General features: G+C 64.2%; 16 protein-coding genes, 1 tRNA gene and 1 pseudogene. 8 read left to right on the forward strand and 10 right to left on the reverse strand.

All coding sequences use genetic code 11. The annotated features are described in order from the left end of the window. The 5 genes and pseudogenes from carB to gloB form a co-directional block, all read right to left on the reverse strand. Positions 1 to 593, reverse strand: a pseudogene (gene carB / locus VGH68_RS19850) (carbamoyl phosphate synthase large subunit); the annotation flags it as partial. A gap of 147 nt (positions 594 to 740) precedes the next feature. Next, on the reverse strand, positions 741 to 1,895 hold the full coding sequence (gene carA / locus VGH68_RS19855; protein WP_331605394.1) for a glutamine-hydrolyzing carbamoyl-phosphate synthase small subunit: 1,155 nt from the start codon (positions 1,893 to 1,895) through the stop codon (positions 741 to 743). A gap of 456 nt (positions 1,896 to 2,351) precedes the next feature. Further along, a complete protein-coding gene (locus VGH68_RS19860; protein ID WP_331605395.1) occupies positions 2,352 to 3,593 on the reverse strand; it encodes an MFS transporter in 1,242 nt (413 codons plus the stop codon). A 233-nt stretch (positions 3,594 to 3,826) separates the two neighbouring features. Beyond that, positions 3,827 to 5,515, reverse strand: coding sequence for a transglycosylase SLT domain-containing protein (locus tag VGH68_RS19865; RefSeq protein WP_331605396.1), 1,689 nt, complete (start codon positions 5,513 to 5,515; stop codon positions 3,827 to 3,829). Positions 5,516 to 5,669: 154 nt separating this feature from the next. Further along, a complete protein-coding gene (gene gloB, locus VGH68_RS19870) occupies positions 5,670 to 6,461 on the reverse strand; it encodes a hydroxyacylglutathione hydrolase (RefSeq protein ID WP_331605397.1) in 792 nt (263 codons plus the stop codon). 18 nt (positions 6,462 to 6,479) lie between these two features. Here gloB and VGH68_RS19875 point away from each other — a divergent pair, with 18 nt between their 5' ends. The 5 genes from VGH68_RS19875 (at position 6,480) to VGH68_RS19895 (ending at position 11,188) form a co-directional block, all read left to right on the forward strand. Beyond that, positions 6,480 to 7,319, forward strand: a complete 840-nt coding sequence (locus VGH68_RS19875; protein WP_331605398.1) for a class I SAM-dependent methyltransferase — start codon at positions 6,480 to 6,482, stop codon at positions 7,317 to 7,319. Continuing rightward, a complete protein-coding gene (rnhA, locus tag VGH68_RS19880) occupies positions 7,316 to 7,762 on the forward strand; it encodes a ribonuclease HI (protein ID WP_331605399.1) in 447 nt (148 codons plus the stop codon). Before VGH68_RS19875 ends, rnhA begins: the two co-directional genes overlap by 4 nt. A 90-nt stretch (positions 7,763 to 7,852) precedes the next feature. Further along, entirely contained in the window at positions 7,853 to 8,587 is a 735-nt protein-coding gene (gene dnaQ / locus VGH68_RS19885) for a DNA polymerase III subunit epsilon (RefSeq protein ID WP_331605400.1), read from the forward strand. A gap of 48 nt (positions 8,588 to 8,635) precedes the next feature. Further along, a tRNA-Val gene (locus tag VGH68_RS19890) sits at positions 8,636 to 8,710 on the forward strand. A gap of 600 nt (positions 8,711 to 9,310) precedes the next feature. Beyond that, positions 9,311 to 11,188: an ABC transporter ATP-binding protein gene (locus tag VGH68_RS19895; protein WP_331605401.1), complete on the forward strand. Its 1,878-nt coding sequence runs from the start codon at positions 9,311 to 9,313 to the stop codon at positions 11,186 to 11,188. A gap of 119 nt (positions 11,189 to 11,307) precedes the next feature. Here VGH68_RS19895 and VGH68_RS19900 read toward each other — a convergent pair whose 3' ends face one another. The 3 genes from VGH68_RS19900 to VGH68_RS19910 form a co-directional block, all read right to left on the reverse strand. Beyond that, positions 11,308 to 11,772: a DUF2214 family protein gene (locus VGH68_RS19900; protein WP_331605402.1), complete on the reverse strand. Its 465-nt coding sequence runs from the start codon at positions 11,770 to 11,772 to the stop codon at positions 11,308 to 11,310. Between the two features lie 152 nt (positions 11,773 to 11,924). Beyond that, entirely contained in the window at positions 11,925 to 12,779 is an 855-nt protein-coding gene (locus tag VGH68_RS19905; protein ID WP_331605403.1) for a hypothetical protein, read from the reverse strand. Between the two features lie 267 nt (positions 12,780 to 13,046). Continuing rightward, a complete protein-coding gene (locus VGH68_RS19910; RefSeq protein ID WP_331605404.1) occupies positions 13,047 to 14,111 on the reverse strand; it encodes a glycosyltransferase family 4 protein in 1,065 nt (354 codons plus the stop codon). 702 nt (positions 14,112 to 14,813) lie between these two features. Here VGH68_RS19910 and VGH68_RS19915 point away from each other — a divergent pair. Next, a complete protein-coding gene (locus VGH68_RS19915) occupies positions 14,814 to 16,649 on the forward strand; it encodes an ABC transporter ATP-binding protein (RefSeq protein ID WP_331605405.1) in 1,836 nt (611 codons plus the stop codon). A 79-nt stretch (positions 16,650 to 16,728) separates the two neighbouring features. Here the strand turns inward: VGH68_RS19915 and otsA are convergent, their stop codons facing one another. Both otsA and otsB read right to left on the reverse strand, forming a co-directional pair. Continuing rightward, on the reverse strand, positions 16,729 to 18,195 hold the full coding sequence (gene otsA, locus VGH68_RS19920; protein ID WP_331605406.1) for an alpha,alpha-trehalose-phosphate synthase (UDP-forming): 1,467 nt from the start codon (positions 18,193 to 18,195) through the stop codon (positions 16,729 to 16,731). A 55-nt stretch (positions 18,196 to 18,250) separates the two neighbouring features. Next, entirely contained in the window at positions 18,251 to 19,000 is a 750-nt protein-coding gene (gene otsB / locus VGH68_RS19925) for a trehalose-phosphatase (RefSeq protein ID WP_331605427.1), read from the reverse strand. 421 nt (positions 19,001 to 19,421) lie between these two features. Between otsB and VGH68_RS19930 the strand changes: the two genes are divergently transcribed. Both VGH68_RS19930 and VGH68_RS19935 read left to right on the forward strand, forming a co-directional pair. Beyond that, a complete protein-coding gene (locus VGH68_RS19930) occupies positions 19,422 to 20,075 on the forward strand; it encodes an SCO family protein (RefSeq protein WP_331605407.1) in 654 nt (217 codons plus the stop codon). Between the two features lie 15 nt (positions 20,076 to 20,090). Then, positions 20,091 to 20,546: a copper chaperone PCu(A)C gene (locus VGH68_RS19935; RefSeq protein ID WP_331605408.1), complete on the forward strand. Its 456-nt coding sequence runs from the start codon at positions 20,091 to 20,093 to the stop codon at positions 20,544 to 20,546. Positions 20,547 to 20,560 lie beyond the last annotated feature (14 nt).

Genomic DNA, 20,560 nt, shown 5'->3' on the forward strand with positions numbered 1-20,560 from the left:
ATCTCTTCGAACTCGTCGCGGTTATATGCGATACCGCCGCCCGAACCGCCCAGCGTGAACGACGGACGGATCACGACCGGATAACCGCCGCTGCCCGTTTGCACAGCAATGTCGGCCTGCACCTGCAGCGCTTCTTCCATCGAATGCGCGGTGCCCGACTTGGCCGAACCGAGGCCAATTTTCGTCATCGCGTCCTTGAACTTCTGGCGGTCTTCCGCCTTGTCGATCGCTTCCGGCGATGCGCCGATCAGCTCGACCTTGTACTTGTCCAGCACGCCGTGTGCGTGGAGATCCAGCGCGCAGTTCAGCGCCGTCTGACCGCCCATCGTCGGCAGGATCGCGTCCGGGCGCTCCTTGGCGATGATGCGCTCCACCACTTCCCACGTGATCGGCTCGATATAAGTCACGTCGGCCGTGTTCGGGTCGGTCATGATCGTCGCCGGATTGCTGTTGACGAGAATGACCTTGTAGCCTTCCTCACGCAGCGCCTTGCATGCCTGCGCGCCCGAATAGTCGAATTCGCACGCCTGGCCGATGATGATCGGACCCGCGCCGATGATGAGGATGCTCTTGATGTCTGTCCGCTTGGGCATAACGCTCTCGCTAATGTATTCCTGAATTCTTTCCGTCCGCGCGCGCCGTTCTCATGTTGCGCGCGCTGTTCGCGGCGCGCCCGCCGCGCATTGGCGCGCGGCCGCGGTGCGCCGCCGCTGCCGCGTTCCGGCGGCCGCTTTGCAGCGTTACGCTGCCGCGCTGTTGCCGCCCTTGTGCGCGTCCATTAACGCGGTGAAGCGGTCGAACAGATACGCGATGTCGTGCGGACCGGGCGACGCTTCCGGGTGGCCCTGGAAGCAGAACGCCGGCTTGTCGGTCAATGCGAAACCTTGCAGCGTGCCGTCGAACAGCGACACGTGAGTCACGCGGGCGTTGGCCGGCAACGTGGCGGCATCGACCGCGAAACCGTGGTTCTGCGATGTGATGATCACGCGGCCGTCGTCGAGATCCTTGACCGGATGGTTCGCGCCGTGGTGGCCGGTCTTCATCTTCATCGTCTTGCCGCCGACCGCGAGGCCCATGATCTGATGGCCAAGACAAATACCGAAGGTCGGAATGCCGCGTTCGATGAACGCCTTCGTCGCCGCGATCGCGTAGTCGCACGGTTCCGGGTCGCCGGGGCCGTTCGACAGGAACACGCCGTCCGGGTTAAGCGCGAGCGCGTCGGCGGCGCTGGCCTGCGCCGGCAGCACGGTGACGTGGCAGCCGCGCTCGGCCAGCATGCGCAGAATGTTCTGCTTGACGCCGTAGTCGAACGCGACGACGTGGTACTTCGGCGCCGTCTGCTCGCCGTAGCCGGTGCCCAGACGCCATTCCGTGCGGGTCCAGTCGTAGCTTTGCCGGGTCGACACTACCTTCGCGAGATCCATACCGGCGAGGCCCGGGAACGAGCGCGCGAGTTCGATGGCTTTCGCCTGGTCGTCGGAACCGGCCAGGATCGCGCCGTTCTGCGCGCCCTTGTCGCGCAGAATACGGGTGAGCTTGCGGGTGTCGATGCCGGCGATGGCCACCACGCCTTCGTCCTGCAGGTATTGCGAGAGCGTGCGCTCCATGCGGAAGTTCGACGCGAGAACCGGCAGATCGCGAATGATCAGACCGGCGGCATGGACTTTCGTCGCTTCGACGTCTTCGGCGTTCACGCCGACGTTGCCGATATGCGGATACGTGAGGGTGACGATCTGGCGCGCGTAGCTCGGGTCAGTCAGGATTTCCTGATAGCCGGTGATAGCCGTGTTGAACACGACTTCGCCAATAGTGTGCCCGGGGGCGCCGATCGAATAGCCACGAAAGACCGTGCCGTCGGCGAGCGCGAGAAGAGCGGGAGAAAATGACGGCAACACGGGAGACTCCTTGGGGAGCACCCTGTTGCCGACCTGTCTATCCGATTGCGAGCCGCAGCGAATCACATCGTGAATGTGCGCGCAGACTCACTCGCGTGCTGCCGGTAACGCTGCAAGAGGCGCGATGGTCCATTGTGTGGACGGCGCGGCTGGGTGTCGGGGCCCTTCTTGCGGCGCCAATGGCGCGCGGCGGACGAACGGTGTGGGAGAGGTAGGCGCTAGGGTGCGGGTTGATAAGCTCAAACCTTCGAATTATAGCCTGAAACCACCCCTCCCTCCAAATCCGGGATGAGACGCGAGCCGTGCCAGACGGCTTCGATTCAGGACCGGAACTTTGCCGGGCGGCGTTTAGCGCGGACCTGGCCGTGAAGCTCCCTGGTCGCTCAGCGCGGCAATATGGACGAAGACGGCACGTCGAGAGCACCGATGCGATGGCAGCACACCAGCAGCACCCCCTCAAGCCTCCCGCTCGGCGCGCATTTCGGTCGCCCCGGCGAGCTGGCGGCCCGGCAGCACATACCAGATCGCGCTCAGCACCTGCAACGCGACCAGGATTTCCCAGGCGCTCAGATGCGCGACCGCCGGATAATGCCCGTCGCTCGCCGGCCAGTGCGACAGCACGGCGCCGACGCCAATCTGCAAGCCGAAGATCAATAGAAAAAGAATCAGCGTCAGTGTCGTGTTCACCCGGCCGATCATCTCCGCCGGGAAATGCCGGGCCATCACCGCGTAGCTGAGAATACCGGTGCCGCCGAAAATGCCGTATGCCGCCCACAGCAGGCTCGCGGGCAGCGGCGCGTTGAACATGATCAGCAATTGCGTGAGCACGTAAAGGGCCATGCCGATACCGCAAAAAGCGTACAGCGAGACGCCGAGTCGCTCCAGAGTGCGCGCTGCCGCGCCGAACCCGACGCAACCGGCCATCATCGCAATACCGATGATCGACACCAGCGCTGCGGCTTCGCGCGGCTCGAAGCCCTGCACGTCGCGCAGCCAGGCACCCACCCAAAGCGACTGCATCGCATAGAAAACGCCCTGCGTGACGACCGAAAACGACGCGATTTTCCAGAACGCGGCGCTGCGCAGAATATGCCACGTGCCCTTGAACTGCGCGGCCAGACTCGCCTGACCGTGGGTTTCGCGCGCGTGCGGCGCGAGCGTCCACTGCGCGAGCGCCACCGCCACCGTCAGCACGCCCAGCCCGGCGCAGACCGCGCGCCAGCTCGCGAAGCCCAGCACCCACGTCAGCGGCGAGCCCACCATCACGCCGCCGAACCCACCGATCGCCATCACGAGCCCGTTCATCAACGGCAGGCGCGCGGCGGGAAAATGCTGGGCGAGCGCCTTGAACGCGGCGCCCAGGCAAACCGACACGCCGACGCCGATCAGCAGCCGCCCCGCCATCATCGTGCCGAGGCTCTGTGCAGCGCCGAAGATCCAGATGCCGGCTGCCGCAAAGAGCAGCGTACCGGCCGTCACGCGCCGCGTGCCGAAGTGGTCGAGCAGCACGCCGGCCGGAATCTGCGCGCCGGCGAAGCCGAGGAAGTAGAGGCTCGTGAGCAGTCCCAGATCGGCGGCCGACAGGCCAAGGTCGCGCGTGATGAACGGCGCGAAGCCGAGATTGACGCCGCGAAACACGTAGGAAACGAAATAGCCGGCGGAGAAAAGCAGAAACACGCGCAGTTGGGTCGACGACATGAGCGAGGAATAGGTCTGGAGCTCGGCGAGTCCAACGCGGATCAGTATGGATGCGCCGAGACGGACAAAGCACGAACAATAAAGGAAATGCGGCAGAAGCGCCGAATCGTCCGCACAATGAAAAACGCCGTCACCTCGGGTGACGGCGTTGCAGAACACGTTGCGCGACCGGAGCGCAATCCATGCGCTGCTCAGCAACGCACGCGGTCACTCCCGCGAGAGCCGCTATCGGCCTACTTACCCTTCTTCTTCCCGTCGGCCACGGTCTTGGGGCGGCTCTCTGACGTGGTCTTCGACGCCGCTCTGCCGGACGTGGACACCGACACTTTCGTCACCTTGCCCTTGCTGGCAACGGGCGCAGCCGGCTTGCTGCCGCCGGCAGCCTTGCCGGCCGGCTCGGACACCTTGACGATCGCGGAACGGCCGCGCCCCTTCCGCGATGCGTTCCGTGGCTCCGCGACGTGGGTACCGATCCTCTGCACGCCGCCGCCCTGCATTTCCGTGGCGATCTTTTCCGGCCCTGGCTCGCTCGGCACCGCTTTACCGACCGGCACGTGCAGCACGATCACCTGACCGCGCGACACCTGATCGCGGTGTGTCTTGTTCCACGCCTTCACCTGACCGACCGATACGCCATAGCGCACCGCAATGGCAGCCATCGACTGGTTGCGGCGCACGCGGATCAGCATCTTGCGGGTGTCGGGAACGTCGGGCTCCATCGCGAGCACCGCGCTTTCCGCGACGTCGGCGCTGATGTCCTCGTCGTCGTCCGAGCCGCGCGGCACGACGATCGTCGAGCCCGGTTTCAGACGCATGCCGACCGGAATCTTATTCACTTCCATCAGCGTGTCGGCGTCGACACCGATCTTCTGCGCAATCGCCGCCGGGGTCGCGCGTTGATCGACCGTGTAGGTGGTCCATGAAGAAAGCGAGCCCGGATAAGCCTTCAGATTGCGCTCGAACGCGGATGCGTTGTCGAACGGCAGCAGGATCTGAGGCTGTGTCGCGCCGAGGATCACCGGCTTTCTGAACGACGGGTTCAGCGAGCGGAATTCGTCGGTCGACATATTGGCGAGCCGCGCGGCGACGTCGACGTCGATGTCGTGCGACGTGGTCACCGTCACGAAGTACGGGTGGTTCGGAATCGCCGGCAGCGTCAGCCCGTACATCTGCGGGTTCATCACGATGTTCTTGACTGCCTGCAGCTTGGGCACGTAGTTGCGCGTCTCGTTCGGCATGCGCAGGCTCAGATAGTCGGTGGGCAGGCCCGCCGCCTCGTTGCGCGCGATCGCCCGCTGTACGTTGCCCTCGCCCCAGTTGTACGCGGCAAGCGCGAGCTGCCAGTCGCCGAACATATCGTGCAGCTTCGACAGATAGTCGAGCGCCGCGCTGGTGGACGCGAGCACGTCGCGGCGCTCGTCCTGCCACATGTTCTGCTTGAGGTTGTAGGTGCGCCCTGTGCCCGGCATGAACTGCCACATGCCGGCGGCCTTCGCGACCGATAGCGCCTGCGGGCTATAAGCGGATTCGATGAATGGCAACAGCGCGAGCTCGGTCGGCATATGACGCGCCTCGAGCTCCTCGACGATGTGATACAGGTATTTCTGCGAGCGCTCGGTCATGCGCTGCACGTAGTCGGGACGCTGCAGGTACCAGTTCAGTTGCATGTCGACGAGGTCGGTCTGCAGGTCCGGCATCTGGAAGCCGCGGCGAATGCGGCCCCACAGATCTGCGTCCTCGCTCGTCAACTGATCGACGGAACCCTGATCGACATTGATGGTTTCTTTGGCGGTGGCGCTTTTGCGGAGGGCGTCGGCTACGGCTTGCTGGCTGGCGGGATTGGTGGCGGTGTTCGTTGTCGGTCCCTGACTCGCACAGGCGGCGAGTGTCAGGACCAATAACGCACTTAAGATAAATCGCATGAACGTCTCGGCTTCCACGAGGGCTGGAATTTGCAGCCGATAGTACGAAACGGCAACGTTTCCGTCAATTGGAAAATCGAGAAAAAAATCAACCAAATCTTGGGCTTGGCGAATTTTTCCGATTCATCGCGCGAAGAAGGCCAAATGCGTCGCTTCAACGGAAGCGATTTTTCCACTCGCGCATCAGCGTAAAAGCCGTCAAACGATCGGGCACCGCTTCGTGCAACTGCTCGCGCAGGCTCGCCTGAAGCGCCGGTTCGCCAGCGCGCAGGAACGGGTTCACCGCGCGCTCGTGGGCGATCGTGGTCGGCAGCGTCGGCACGCGGCGCGCGCGCAGTTCGCTCGCCTTGTCGCGCCACGCTTGCAGTTCGGCGTTGTGCGGCTCGCACGCGAGCGCGAAGCGGATGTTCGACAGCGTGTACTCGTGCGCGCAATGCACTTCGGTCGCCCCGGGCAGCGCGGCAAGCGCATCGAGCGATGTGAGCATCTGCGCGGGTGTGCCTTCGAACAACCGTCCGCAGCCGCAGGCGAACAGCGTATCGCCGCAAAACACGTGCGGCGCGCCGCGCTGGTCGCCCGCCTGGAAATACGCGATGTGGCCGCTCGTGTGACCGGGCACGTCGAGCACGCTGAATTCGAGCGCGGGCGCCGTGATCGTCACGCGATCGCCGTTCTCAACACGATGCGTAACCTGCGCGATCGCTTCTCGGGCGGGCCCGAAGACCGGTACGTCCTGGCCGATCAGCAGATCGGCCAATCCACCGACGTGGTCTTGATGGTGGTGCGTGAGTAAAATAGCGCTCAACTGCCATCCTCGTTGGGCCAGACAGGCGCGCACAGGGGCGGCATCGCCCGGATCGACGACGACCGCGTGGCGTCCGTCGGCAATGACCCAGATGTAGTTGTCTTCAAACGCCGGGACCGGTACGTACTCGAGCGCATTCATAGGCGACGCAATTTTGATATGACTGACCGAGCGATTATAGACTGGCCCGCCTGGACCGATTCGCCGCCCGGCCGCTACGTGCTCGACTGGGAGCAGACCCAGCTCGATCGCGTGGTGTCGGATGTGTTCGGCTATCACGCGTTGCAACTCGGGCTGCCGCAGCTCGACGCACTGCGCGAAAACCGCATGCCGTGCCGCGGCCTCGTGCTCGACGCGGCGAGCGGAGCCAGTGCGCCGTACACGTATCCGCGGCTCGCGCATGCTGCACGCGCCGGCGCGAATCCGCAAAGCGCGGCCGGCTTGCACACGCCGGGCGGACGCAGCACAGTCTGGTGCGACCTGCTCGACCTGCCGTTCGAAGCGCAGAGCGTCGACCTGATCGTCATGCCCCACACGCTGGAATTCACCGGCGACCCGCACCGGCTGCTGCGCGAGGCCGAGCGCGTGCTGATGCCCGAGGGGCAACTGATCATCCTGGGCTTCAATTCGCTGTCGCTGTGGGGTGTGCGGCAGTCGATCGGAAAAATGACAGGCCGCCCGTTCGTGCCCGCCGCCGTCGACCTGATCGCGTTCACGCGCCTGAAGGACTGGATCAAGCTGCTGGGCTTCGACCTTGAACGCGGGCGCTTTGGCTGCTATCGTCCGCCGCTTGCAAGCGATCAGTGGCTCTCGCGCTACGGCTTCATGGAATCCGCCGGCGACCGCTGGTGGCCGATTTTCGGCGCCACCTACATGATCAAGGCGATCAAGCGCGTGCGCGGCATGCGCCTCGTCGGTCCGCTCAAAGTAAAAAAACCCGTGCTCGCCACGGGGCTCGCGCCTGCTGCCACACCGAATACACGCAATCACATCGAATGACTCCGGACCACATCGACATTTACACCGACGGCGCCTGCAAGGGTAATCCCGGCCCCGGCGGCTGGGGCGCACTGCTGCGCTTCGGCAGCCAGGAAAAAGAACTGTTTGGCGGCGAAGCCAACACGACCAACAACCGGATGGAGCTGATGGGCGTGATCGCGGCGCTCGAGGCGCTGAAGCGTCCATGCAACGTGATCGTGCATACCGACTCGCAGTACGTGCAGAAGGGCATCAGCGAGTGGATTCACGGCTGGAAGAAGAAAGGCTGGGTCACCGCGGCCCGGCAGCCTGTGAAAAACGCCGATCTATGGAAGCGGCTCGATGCGCTCGTCGCGCAACATGAAGTCGAATGGCGCTGGGTGCGCGGCCATAATGGGCACCCGGAAAACGAGCGCGCCGATCAGCTCGCCAATCGCGGGGTCGCGTCCCTCGCGCAGATATAGCCAGACCGCGGATTCGGCGATAACGTCCGCCGCACTCTGCGCACCTCCCGCTTTTTTTTGCCGCACTTTTTCGAAGCAGGCCAATCCGACATGCGTCAACTCATCCTCGATACCGAAACGACCGGCCTGAACCCTCGTGGTGGCGACCGGATTCTGGAACTAGGTTGTGTCGAGCTGGTGAACCGCCGGCTCACCGGCAATAACCTGCACTTCTATGTCAATCCCGAGCGCGATAGCGATCCGGGCGCGCTTGCCGTGCACGGCCTCACCACGGAGTTTTTGAGCGATAAGCCGAAGTTCGGCGAGATCGTCGACCAGTTTCGGGACTTCATCCAGGGTGCGGATCTGATCATTCACAACGCGCCGTTCGACATCGGCTTTCTCGACGCGGAGTTTGCGCTGCTTGGCTTGCCGCCGGTGAGCCATCACTGCGGCGAGATCATCGACACGCTCGCGCAAGCGAAGCAGATGTTCCCCGGCAAACGTAATTCGCTCGACGCACTCTGCGATCGCTTTGGCATCAGCAACGCGCATCGCACGCTGCACGGCGCGCTGCTCGACTCGGAGCTGCTCGCGGAAGTCTATCTGGCGATGACGCGTGGTCAGGAAAGCCTCGTTATCGATATGCTCGGCGCAGCGCAGACCAGCAGCGATATTCATACGCCGCGCGTCGCGCTAGAGTCGCTGGAATTGCTCGTGATCGCCGCGAATGTCGATGAAATCGCTGCGCACGAAGCGGTGCTCGACGATCTCGATAAGGCGATCAAACGCGCAAGCGTGTGGCGCTTCGAAGCTGCGCCGGCAACCGATGAGCAGACCGCTTAAAAAGTCCTCGACGAAGCCCAAAAACCCTGACATAATTTGAATCTCTTCGGGTGGTTAGCTCAGCGGTAGAGCACTGCCTTCACACGGCAGGGGTCACTGGTTCGATCCCAGTACTACCCACCAGAATCTTGGTGCGTCGATCACCGAAGACTAAAGGGCTGCGCAGCAATGCGTAAGCCCTTTTCTATTTGCGCTGCTTGCCCTTCGAAGTCGCGTGTCGCAAGGTCGGTTCCACCTGGTCGATGTTGCTGCGTTGCTCGTCGCAACCGGTCATAGACAGTCGCCGCACCGCGCGAGCTCACCGCTTTCATGCGCGAGGCTGATCGGCCCACCGGCAACTCATCGGTTTGCGAGCGCCCTGTACTGCTGATATATTCGGCTCTCCTGGGCATTCGTCCCATCCGGCTTCGGCCGGTTTCTCTACCGCACACCATGACAGGGAGGCGTCACATGTTCACAGTGCATCGCGCGCTCCCTTGCACGGTTCCGCGACCGTCGGCACGCCCGGCACGACAGATGCGACCTTAACGCCGCAGTGTCGTCGCGATGCGGGCCTGCGTCGAGAGGCGCGCCGCATCGATTCCAGACAGTCTTTGTTCCGCTTACCTCTGTAGTTTGTCGTGCGGTCGACCGCACACATTCCCGCATCGATACGTCGACTGTCCATCACTTTTCCTTCTGATTGGAACCTCGGTGCGCTCACGCGACGCCGGGTGGTAGTAAATGGCCATCAAGACAAAACTCGACTTCCGCGGACAAGCCTTCAAGGACGTCCTCGGCTTTACCTTCCGTCACTGGGCGCGGCAGCCGTGGCGCATCGTCGTGATTGCGGCGCTTGCGCTGTTCGCCGCGCTCGCGGATATCCTGACACCGCTATTCGCCGGGCGCCTCGTCGACGCGATCGCGGCCGGGCCGGCCTCATCGGGGCCCGCGTGGCGCCACGCGCTCGAGGCGTTCGGCGTGCTCGCCGCGCTCGGCGTGAGCGCGACGCTGCTGCGTCAGGGCGTCTATTTCAACATCATCCGCTTCACGCTCAAGATGATGAGCGAGATCGCCGCGAGCGCGTTTCATCGCGTGCAGCGCTTTTCGACCGACTGGCACGCCAACAGCTTCGCCGGCTCCACGGTGCGCAAGATCACGCGCGGGATGTGGGCGCTCGATCTGCTCAACGATACCCTGCTGATCGCACTGCTGCCGTCGCTGGTGATGCTGGTCGGTGCAACCGCGCTGCTCGGCTGGCGCTGGCCGATGATGGGCGTCGTCGTCGGCACCGGTTCGGTGTTGTACATCGTCGTGAGCGTGGCCGTGTCGCTCGGCTTCGTCGCGCCGGCCGCGCGCCTCGCGAACGCATGGGACACACGGATGGGCGGTGCGTTGGCCGACGCGGTAAGCTGCAACGGGGTCGTCAAGGCATTCGGCGCCGAAGCGCGCGAAGATGCGCGCCTTGAACACGTGATCCGCAAATGGCGCCAACGCACCGGCCGCATGTGGAAGCGCGGCACGCTCAATGGCGGCATCCAGGGCGGCATGCTGGTCGCGATCCAGGCAGCGATTCTCGGCGTGGCGCTGCTGCTTTGGGCGCGCGGTGAAGCGGGCGTCGGCGACATCACGTTCGCGTTGACGATGTTCTTCATGCTGCAAGGCTATCTACGCGACATCGGCATGCACATCCGCAACCTGCAGCGCTCGGTCAACGACATGGAGGAACTGGTGTCGCTCGAGAGCCAGCCGCTCGGCGTCGAAGATCGTGCCGGCGCGGGCCCGATTGCGATCGGCAACGGCGAGATCCGCTTCGAGCGCGTGTCGTTCCACTATGGCGCGCACAGCCGCCCGCTCTACGACGACTTCTCCGTGCGCATCGCGCCGGGAGAGCGCGTCGGACTCGTCGGCCATTCGGGCTCGGGCAAGACGACCTTCATCAAGCTGATCCAGCGCCTGCACGATATGTCAGGCGGGCGGATCACGATCGACGGCCAGGACATCGCGCAGGTACGACAAGCGTCGCTGCGCAGCCAGATTGCGATCGTGCAGCAGGAGCCGGTGCTGTTTCACCGCTCGATCGCCGAGAACATCGCGTATGGCCGGCCCGATGCGAGCCGCGCCGAGATCGAGCGCGCCGCGCGGCTCGCGAGCGCGCACGACTTCATCGCCGCACTGCCCAACGGCTACGAAACGCTGGTCGGCGAACGCGGGATCAAGCTGTCAGGTGGCGAGCGTCAGCGCGTTGCGATCGCGCGGGCGTTTCTCGCCGACGCGCGGATCCTGATTCTCGACGAAGCTACCTCGAGCCTCGACAGCGAAAGTGAAGTGCTGATCCAGCGCGCGATGGAGCGGCTGATGCAAGGGCGCACCACGCTGGTCGTCGCGCACCGGCTATCGACGGTGCGGGCGCTGGACCGGCTGCTCGTGCTGGACAAGGGCAAGGTGATCGAGGAAGGCAGCCACGACGCGCTGATCAAACGCGAGAACGGTCTGTACCGGCGGCTCTTCGAACGTCAGGCGCTGGAATTGATCAAGGGCCTCGGCGAGTCGGAGCTCGGGCGCAAGACCCCGAGCGTCGATGCAGAGCACGTCGACGATTCGGGGCTACTGATCGACTAGCGCGGCAAAAGCGATGCGCCAATTGGCGCGGTGAACGGGGTGCCGGGCACGGCAGTCAGCGCCGCCCCCGGCACTGAATAGAGATGAGCGGACAAGCGAGACGAGCGGGACAGGCCGCGCTACACGACGCCGGCTGGAAGGCCGACGCCGCGCGCCATGCCGGTCGCGGCAAACACCATCAGGACCAGCAGTGCCGTCTGGATCACGCTGAAGTGCGCATACGAACGCGCCTTCTTCAGATTCGGCGCGGCGCCGCCGCGGATCGACGCTCGCCAGCGCATCAGGCCGAGCATCGTCGGCACTTCGAGAATCAGTATAAGCAACAGTAGTGTCATCTTCACGTGAAAGAGCGGCTCGTGCAGATAGTAGTCGGCACCTTTCTCGTAACCGCCGAACACGCGCAGCAGCCCGGTGGCGATCAGCACCAGCGCGGAGAGTCCCCAGCGCGTGTCCGCTCGAAACACGGAGCGCAACGCGGCGGGCACCGACGCGCGACGCAGTGACCACGTGCGCCGGAGAATCGACGCGAGCGCGAAACCATAAGCGAGCAGATGTAGGGCGGCAAGCAACCAGCGAACCAGCATAGCGACTCCTGCGAAACACGCGATACGATCGATGTGTGTCCGTCTCGCCCGCCTTCGGGCACCGGGCGTCATGACTGCATTATCGGCGAAGCTCCACTGTGCGACGCTCGCATCGGCCACGCGATGTGGTCGATAGCACAAAGCGCACCGCGTCAGACTTGCCGCAGCGTCGTGTCGAGTGAGCGCGCGGCGACCCGGTCGCCTTCGGTTGTCAGCGCGGCGCGAAAGACGGTTTGCCGGTTATGGCCCGCGGCGGCGGGTGAATCCCACAGCAGTTCGACTTTCGGACGCATGCCAAAGGTGCTGCGCGCAAGCGACGGCGCGGCCACTGAACCCATCGGCGCGGCCGACGCACCCGCGTCCCCCGCCGCGGCAAACACCACGGAAGGCGTGGGCGCCCGCGTCGAGCGCGTGTCCGTTCCGCTCGCCCACCGCACGGACAATTCGCGTGCATCGTATTGCCCGACCTTGCGCCGCTCGGCCCATACGACGACAGTACGCGTGACCGGATCGAGCGACACCGCGTAGCGGCCGATCGCAAACCGCCGCGCGGCGACGTTGGTGCGCCACAACGGCAGCGGCCGGCAGATCCACACGACAATCGCGTAAAGCGCCGGCGCGGCGAGCAGCCAGCCATTGGTGGCGGCAACCGCCTGCATCGCGCGACGCCAGCCAGCGCTCGCGACGAACGCGCCAACCGACCACACTGCAAACAGAAACCCGAGAAAGGCGAACAGGCGCAGCGCCTGACGCAGCCATTGCGGCAGCGGATGGAATGGGCGCTCGGCAACCGCGCGCGCGCCCGGCACGAAGATCAGCAGGAACAGGAAAACGAGGTTCACGCACGCCCACGGCGAGGACGCCATCGAGGTCAGTGCGGCCGTCAGGTTCATCTGCGACATCGAGAAAAGCCAACGGGCGGCGAGCACGAGACCGATGGCGCGCAACGTAAAAATCGTCCCGGCGCCGGGCGCCGTGGTCGCACGCGTGTCTTTCGTTCTCGCCAAGGCATCCTCCTGTCGTCGGCGGCGCCGCAGCCTGTTTGCGGCACGGCCATTATAGGGATATTACCGAGTGTGGCTCGTTCGCGCCGCGCGGAAAACGCCTATTTTCGAACCCCTCCGCCAAAAAACGCGGCGCGCATGCAACAACGCCCCGCCGGCGTGGGCCGGCGGGGCGTTGCGGGTGGCGAACGGATCGTACAACACGCTCGCTGCGCCTGACTTCCAGCTGCTGCGCGTCAACGACGATCCAACGCCCAACGACGGCGCAACTCAGCCCGCGTTGACCTCGCGCAGCACCGTGCGGTGCTTGCGACGCAGCAGTTCTTCGTACGTGGCGACGTAGTTTTGCGCCATCACCTTCGACGAGAAGCGCGCTTCGAACGCTTTGCGCACGCCGGCGCGCGGCAGTGTGTGCAGACGCTTGACGGCTGCGACCGCGCTGATTTCGTCTTCGACGACAAAACCCGACACGCCGTTCTCGATCACTTCCGGCACCGAACCGCGGTTGAACGCGATCACCGGCGTGCCGCAGGCCATCGCTTCGATCATCACCAGCCCGAACGGCTCCGGCCAGTCGATCGGGAATAGCAACGCATGGGCGTTGCCGAGGAACTCGGTCTTTTCCGCTTCACTGATTTCGCCGATGTATTCGACGTGTGGCAGCGCCATCAGCGGCTTGATGACCTCTTCGTAGTACGCGCGGTCGGCCTTGTCGAGCTTCGCGGCGACCTTGATCTTCATGCCGACCTGCCCGGCGATGCGGATCGCGCGGTCCAGACGCTTTTCCGGCGAGATGCGGCCGAGGAACGCGAGATAGCTCGGCTCGACGTCCTTGATCGGCGTGAGCAGATTTTCCGGCAGACCGTGATAGACGGTTTGCAGCCAATGCGCCTGCGGCAGCGGAATGCGCTGGTTGTCCGAGATCGACACCACCGGCACGTCCCTGAACGTGTTGAAGATCGGCTGCAGTTCCGGCAGATCGAGACGGCCGTGCAGCGTCGTCACGAAAGGCACCGGCTGACGCGCGAACAGCGAGAACGGGTAGTAGTCGATGTGGAAGTGCAGCACGTCGAATTCGTCCGCGCGGCGGCGCACTTCTTCCAGCAGCAGCATGTGCGGCGCCATCACGTCGCGGATCGTCGGGTCGAGGCGCAGCGCCTGCGGCCAGAACGCTTCGAGCTTCGCCGAGGTTTGCGAATCGCCGCTGGCAAACAGCGTGACGTCGTGGCCCTGCTCCACCAGCGCTTCGGTCAGATAGGACACCACGCGTTCCGTACCACCGTACAGCTTGGGAGGAACCGCCTCGTGCAACGGAGCGATTTGAGCGATTCGCATAATGACGAACTCCTAGTAAAAAATCAGGCAAAGGTACTGCGTTTGGAAAAAGCGACTCGCGTGCTCGCCAGGGCCGTCTGGCCGGATATGCCCGGCGCGGGCCTGATTCTTTCGAGAAATCCTGCGATCGATCGCTATCGCTCAGACATAGAGCCCAGACTGGTGCGTCACCGCTTGAGCATGTGCGAGTAAACGTGCATGCACCACCTACGTTGACAAACTGTCAGAAAATTTGCTGGGCTAATGAGCAAGCATTATCGGTGCCCGTGTGCTTGCCGATCTGCGGCATTTCAAAGTCTTTACGTTGTTACAAACGGGAAACACTTTGCAAACCCTTGTTTTCTAAGACAGTTCTACAGTGGCATCAGGTCAGGTCCGCGGAACTTCCGACAGCGTCTGCAAGCCCGCCACGCCGATTCTGCCGGCAGGCGTTGAAGAAATGCCCCTGACTGTTTGAATGCAAACTGTAATTGTATCTTGGAATTTTCCGCTACCTGCGTGAAGCGCCGGACGGCTGGGGCGCTCAGACATCGCAGGTCGCGGACGTCTATCGCGAAATGAGTCGCGCCAATGCCCGGATTCACAGGGCGCAATCGCCTTTGCGTGTTTACAATGCGAAGCATCGGCTTCGCGGACAGCCATCGTTTTCGGGATGGCCCACGCTTTGCGTGCAACCAGCAACACATCGACTTCAGCTCAATTTTGGAACACTTGACCATCGCCCAGCGCAACGCCCACGACGCAAAGCTCGCGAGCTATGCGCACCGGCCGCTTGCGTTTCTCTTCCGCTTTATCCGCCGTCACCCGCTCGCGCATGCGATCGTGCTGTGCAGCGTGTTTGCGGCCGTGGGCTGTGCGCTCGCGTCGCAATACGCGATCAAGCATCTGATCGACGTGCTCGGCGGTGGCCGGCATCATCCCGGTCCGCTGTGGGGGGCGTTCGCGATTCTCGTCGGCCTGATCGCCGCCGATAACCTGTTGTGGCGAATTGGCGGCTGGGTCGCCGCGCATACCTTCGTCACCGTGACGGGCGACCTGCGCCGTGATCTGTTTCAGTACCTCAGCGGCCATTCGCCCACGTATTACGCCGAAAAGCAGCCCGGCATGCTCGCGAGCCGGATCACCGCGACCTCGAACGCCGTCTACACCGCCGAAAACACCACCGCGTGGAACGTGCTGCCCCCGTGCATCGCGGTGCTCGGCGCGATCGTGATGATCATTTCGGTGAATCCATTGATGGCGGCCGGCCTGATGCTGTGCTCGGCGATCCTGTCGGTCGTGCTGTACAAACTCGCGGGGCGCGGCTCGGCGCGCCACCATCATTTCGCGACCAAGGCGGCGTCGGTGGACGGCGAACTCGTCGACGTCATCAGCAATATGGGCCTCGTGCGCGCGTTCGGCATGACGTTTCGCGAGCAGCGGCGCTTCGCGGCGACGGTCAAGTCGGAGATGGACGCGCGTCAGCAGAGCCTGCTCTACCTCGAAAAGCTGCGGTTGCTGCACGCGGTGGTCACCGCGCTGCTATCGGCTGGGCTGCTCGGCTGGGCGCTGTGGCTGTGGGATCAGGGCCGCGCCACCTCGGGCGACATCGTGCTCGTCAGCTCGCTCGGTTTCACGATCCTGCACGGCACGCGCGATCTGGCGGTCGCGCTCGTCGATGTCACGCAGCACGTCGCGCGGCTCGCCGAAGCGGTGCGCACGCTGCTCGAACCGCACGGCATGCCCGACCGCGACAACGCGGCCGAACTCGTGCCGCAAGGCGGCCGGGTCACGTTCGACAACGTCTCGTTCGCCTATCCGCGCCGCCGCGCGATTCTCGATCACTTCGACCTGAACATCGAACCCGGTCAACGCGTCGGCCTGATCGGCAAGTCGGGCGCTGGCAAATCGACCGTGCTCGCGCTGCTGCAGCGCTTCTACGAAATTCAGGGCGGCGCGATCAGAATCGATGGCCAGGACATCGCGTCGGTCACCCAGGATAGCCTGCGCCACGCGATCGCGCTGGTGCCCCAGGATATCTCGCTGTTTCATCGCTCGGTGTACGAGAACATCGCGTATGGGCGCCCGGAAGCGAGCCGCGACGAAGTGCTCGCCGCCGCCCGTGAAGCACGCTGCGCGGACTTCATCGAAGCGATGCCGGAAGGCTATGACACGATCGTCGGCGACCGCGGCGTGAAGCTTTCGGGTGGTCAGCGCCAGCGCATCGCGATTGCGCGCGCGATTCTCAAGAACGCGCCGATCCTGCTGCTCGACGAAGCGACGTCCGCGCTCGACAGCGCTTCGGAAGAAGCGATCCAGAAGGCCCTCGACCGAGTGATGGCCGGCCGCACGGTGATCGCGATCGCGCACCGCCTGTCGACGCTGAACAACTTCGACCGGATCATCGTGATGAGCGCGGGCAAGGTCATCGACGATGGCTCGCCGGACGAGCTGCGCCAACGCCCAGGGCTCTATCGCGACCTGCTCGCGAAGCAATATGGGAAGGGCTCGACGCTGCATATCGGCGGCAAGAAGGTCGACGAACAGCACGTGGCCTAAGATCCCGGCACTGCTTGCATCGCCGCTGCCCCCAAACAAAGCCGCTCTCCGTAGCGGCTTTTTTGCGTCCTTCTCGCGCTTAACCCGTCACGCCCTCATGCGCCGTCCTGTTGCGCGCCGCGCCGGCCATAGTCGCCTTGTCGGTTCGACCGCGCTTCGCCCGATCGACGCTCTGCAGATCGCGCATGAAGTTGTCGCGCCACACGGAGACATTGTTCTCGCGCAACTGCGCCATCATCTCGCGATAGCGCGCCTGGCGCTCGGCGAGCGGCATGTCTAGCGCCGTCGCGAGGGCTTCGGCCATTCCGTCGATATCGACCGGGTTGACGATCAGCGCGCCGTCCAGCTCCTGCGCGGCGCCGGCAAAGCGCGACAGCACCAGCACGCCGGGGTCGTCCGGGTCCTGCGCCGACACGTACTCCTTCGCGACGAGATTCATGCCGTCGCGCAACGGCGTCACATAGCCCACGTGCGCGGTGCGAAAGAGGGCCGCCAGCACCGAGCGCTCGTACTGCTTGTGGATGTAGAGGATCGGCGTCCAGTCGAGCTCGGCAAAGCGTCCGTTGATGCGCCCGGATTCGCTTTCGAGCTGCAGCCGGATGTCCTGATACGCGTGCAGATCGGCACGCGTCGGCGGCGCGATCTGCAGGAACGATACCTTGTTGCGCAACGCGGCCGTGTGCTCGAGCAGTCGCTCGAACGCGCGAAACCTCTCGACCAGCCCCTTCGAATAATCGAGCCGGTCCACACTCATGATCAGCTTGCGCGAATGCAGCGTCGCCTTCATCGTGCGCACCGGCTTGCCGCGTTCGCCGGCTTTCGCGAGCTCGGCGATTTCATCCGGATAGACACCGATCGGATACGCCGACGCGCGCAGCGTGCGGCCGAACGCAGTCACGCTGAGCGGACCCTGCGCCAACCCATCGATCGAGCCGCCCGCCTCGTTGACGATGTAGTCGCAGAACGCACGCAGATCGGGCCGGGTCTGGAAACCGAGCAGATCGAACGAACACAGCGCCTCGACGAGCTCGCGATGGGGCGGTACCGCCAGCAGTACCTGCGATGCTGGAAATGGAATGTGCAGAAAAAAACCGATACGGTTTGTCACGCCCGATGCGCGCAGCGCCTGCGCGAACGGAATCAGGTGATAGTCGTGGACCCAGATCACGTCGTCTTCGCGCAGCAGCGGCACGAGTTGCTGCGCGAGCCATGTGTTCACGCGGCAGTAGCCGCCAAAGTCGTGGCGATCGTAGTGCAGCAGATCGGCGCGATAGTGAAACGCCGGCCACAACGTCGCATTCGAAAAGCCGCGGTAATACTGGTCGTAGTCGCGGCGCAACAGCGCGACGGTCGCAAACGTCACCGGACCGCGCTCCTCGACCTTGATTTGCGGTTGGCCCGAACTCAGCACGTCGCCGCTCCAGCCAAACCACATGCCGCCGGTTTCCTTCAGCGCGTCGTACACGCCGACCGCCAGACCGCCCGCCGCCGGGCCGCCCTCCGAGATAGGCGCCACCCGGTTCGAAACAATGATCAGTCGGCTCATGAAGCGCGATTCCCGAGGCAGTATGTTGTTTTCGTCGAGCGATGCCGCGCCGGTATCACGCTGCGCGCGCCGCCGCGACAATCGTTTGGAGCCAGTCGAGCAGCGCGCTCACCGAATCGACGCGCGTACGCGCCATCGTCTCGCCTGCGCCGACCTTGATCGACAGGCCGCCGCGCTCGTTGACGACCGCGAAGCCCTTTTCGTCTGTCAGATCGTCGCCGGCGAACACCGGTGTGCGGCCGGCGAACGGCAACTCTTCGAGAAACGCGCGCATCGCGCGGCCTTTATCGACGTCCTTGGGCTTGATTTCGTAGACCATCTTGCCCGGCTGCAGCACGTAAGAGCCCGGGTAGTCCGCGACCAGCCGCTCGGTCGCCTCGCGCGCGATGGGCTCGCGCTCCGGTGCATTACGGTAGTGCAGCGCGAGCGCCGCGCCCTTGATCTCGAGCAGCATGCCCGGATGTTCATTGACCACCTGGGCGAGCACCTGCTCCATGCGCAGCAGCCGTTCGTCATGAAAGCCGATGCGCTGTGTGTCGCCGTTCGCGTCGCGCCGTTCGGCGCCGTGCAAACCGGCCACCGGCAGATCGGGCATGCGCAGAAAACTGTCGATGCTATCGATGCCACGTCCCGACACCACCGCGACCGCGCCATTCGTCAGACTGCGCAGTTCACGCAGCAACTCGATCACGCGCGGTTGCACCAGCACGCCGTCCGGGGTAGGGGCGAGTTCGACGAGCGTGCCGTCGAAGTCGAAGAAAAATGCGGTCTCGCTCGGAGACAGAACAGCCGGAAGTGCCTGTATCACCTGGGTCGCCTTTCAGCCTGTTGGGCCGGAAAAGTGTGCGCATCTTACCGCGCATCCGTCAATTTATCGAGAAAGTAAGCCGTGACTCAAGCTGGGCGGCCGGTACGCTCAGCCAGCGGCGACGGTCACGTTCAAATGCGAAACAATACCGTTACAACATGCTTTCGACCGCCTGCGTCAAATTGCCTCGCAAGTCCCGCTCCCGGGGGGCTGCGCAACCGTCTGCACGATTTTGCGCTACAGTCGCTGGCACGCGCTGCGTTGCGGGCTGTCACCTACTGCGCCGCGCCCGAATCAGCCGCAGCGATTGAACCACAGCGCTGCGCCCTTGCTTCGTTGATTCGCGTTGCCTGTTCCCATCGAGTCATTGAACCCTGCCTTGTTCCCGATCCTCCCGACCCGCCGTGCGCAATCGAACATGTCCCCAGCCCCGTCACAGCGATTTGCGCATGGGTTCGCACGTGGGGCTGCGCGTCGATTCTCGGTAAGCGTGACGCTGGGTGCGCTGGTTGCGTTCACCGCGCTGACCGGCTGCAGCGAGCGCGCCGAACCGTGGCACCTGACCAATGTGACCGGTCATCTGCCCGATCTGTCGTTCAGCTTGACCGACGACGGCGGTCGTCCCGTCACCGGCGATTCGTTCAAGGGTCGCGCGTCGCTCGTCTATTTCGGCTACACGCATTGCCCTGATGTCTGCCCGGAAACGATGGGCCGCCTGATGCAGGTGCTCGGCAAGCTCGGCCCCGACGCGCAGAAAGTGCGCATCCTGTTCATCACGGTCGATCCCGCGCGCGATACGCCGCAGGCGTTGCACGACTACGTCGGCGCATTCGACGCGCAGCACGCGCGGGGCCTGACCGGCACCGACTGGCAGATCGAGTCACTGGCAAAGCGTTATCGGGTTGCCTACCAGATGGAAAAACGCGACCCCAACGGCGGTTACGAGGTCACCCACAGTTCCGCTGTCTACGTGTTCGACAGCCAGGGCCGCGCACGCCTGCTGGCCACCGATCACGACACACCCGACACGATCGCGCAGGACCTGCGCCGCATTATCGATGCCCCATCCTGATCCTTCTTTCACGCCATGATGACCAAAACGTTCGCTTCGCTCGCCTGCGCACTCGCGCTCCCGTTCTGCATCGCGCCGGCCGCGCACGCATCAGACGTCCACGCGATCAGCGTGAAGGACGCCTGGGTGCGATGGTTGCCGAACAACCTGCCCGCCGCGGGCTACGCGACGCTCGTCAATGCGAGCGACAAGCCGGTTGATCTCGTCGATATTTCGAGTGACGACTACGGCGACGCGATGCTGCATCAGACGGTATCGAATGGCTCGTCGCAGAAAATGGTGATGGTCGACAAGCTCACGGTGCCCGCGCACGGCCAGGCCGCGATCGCGCCGGGCGGCTATCACGTGATGCTCGAGGGTGCGAAGCACAAGGTGGCGCCGGGCGACACCGTCCATCTCACGCTGAAGTTCTCCGACGGCGAAACGCTCACGGCGCCGTTCGCCGTGAAGTCGCCGGCCGCGACCCAGTAATCGTCTAACCGGTA

The sequence above is a fragment of the Paraburkholderia sp. genome, from assembly GCF_036488505.1.
Taxonomy (GTDB): domain Bacteria; phylum Pseudomonadota; class Gammaproteobacteria; order Burkholderiales; family Burkholderiaceae; genus Paraburkholderia.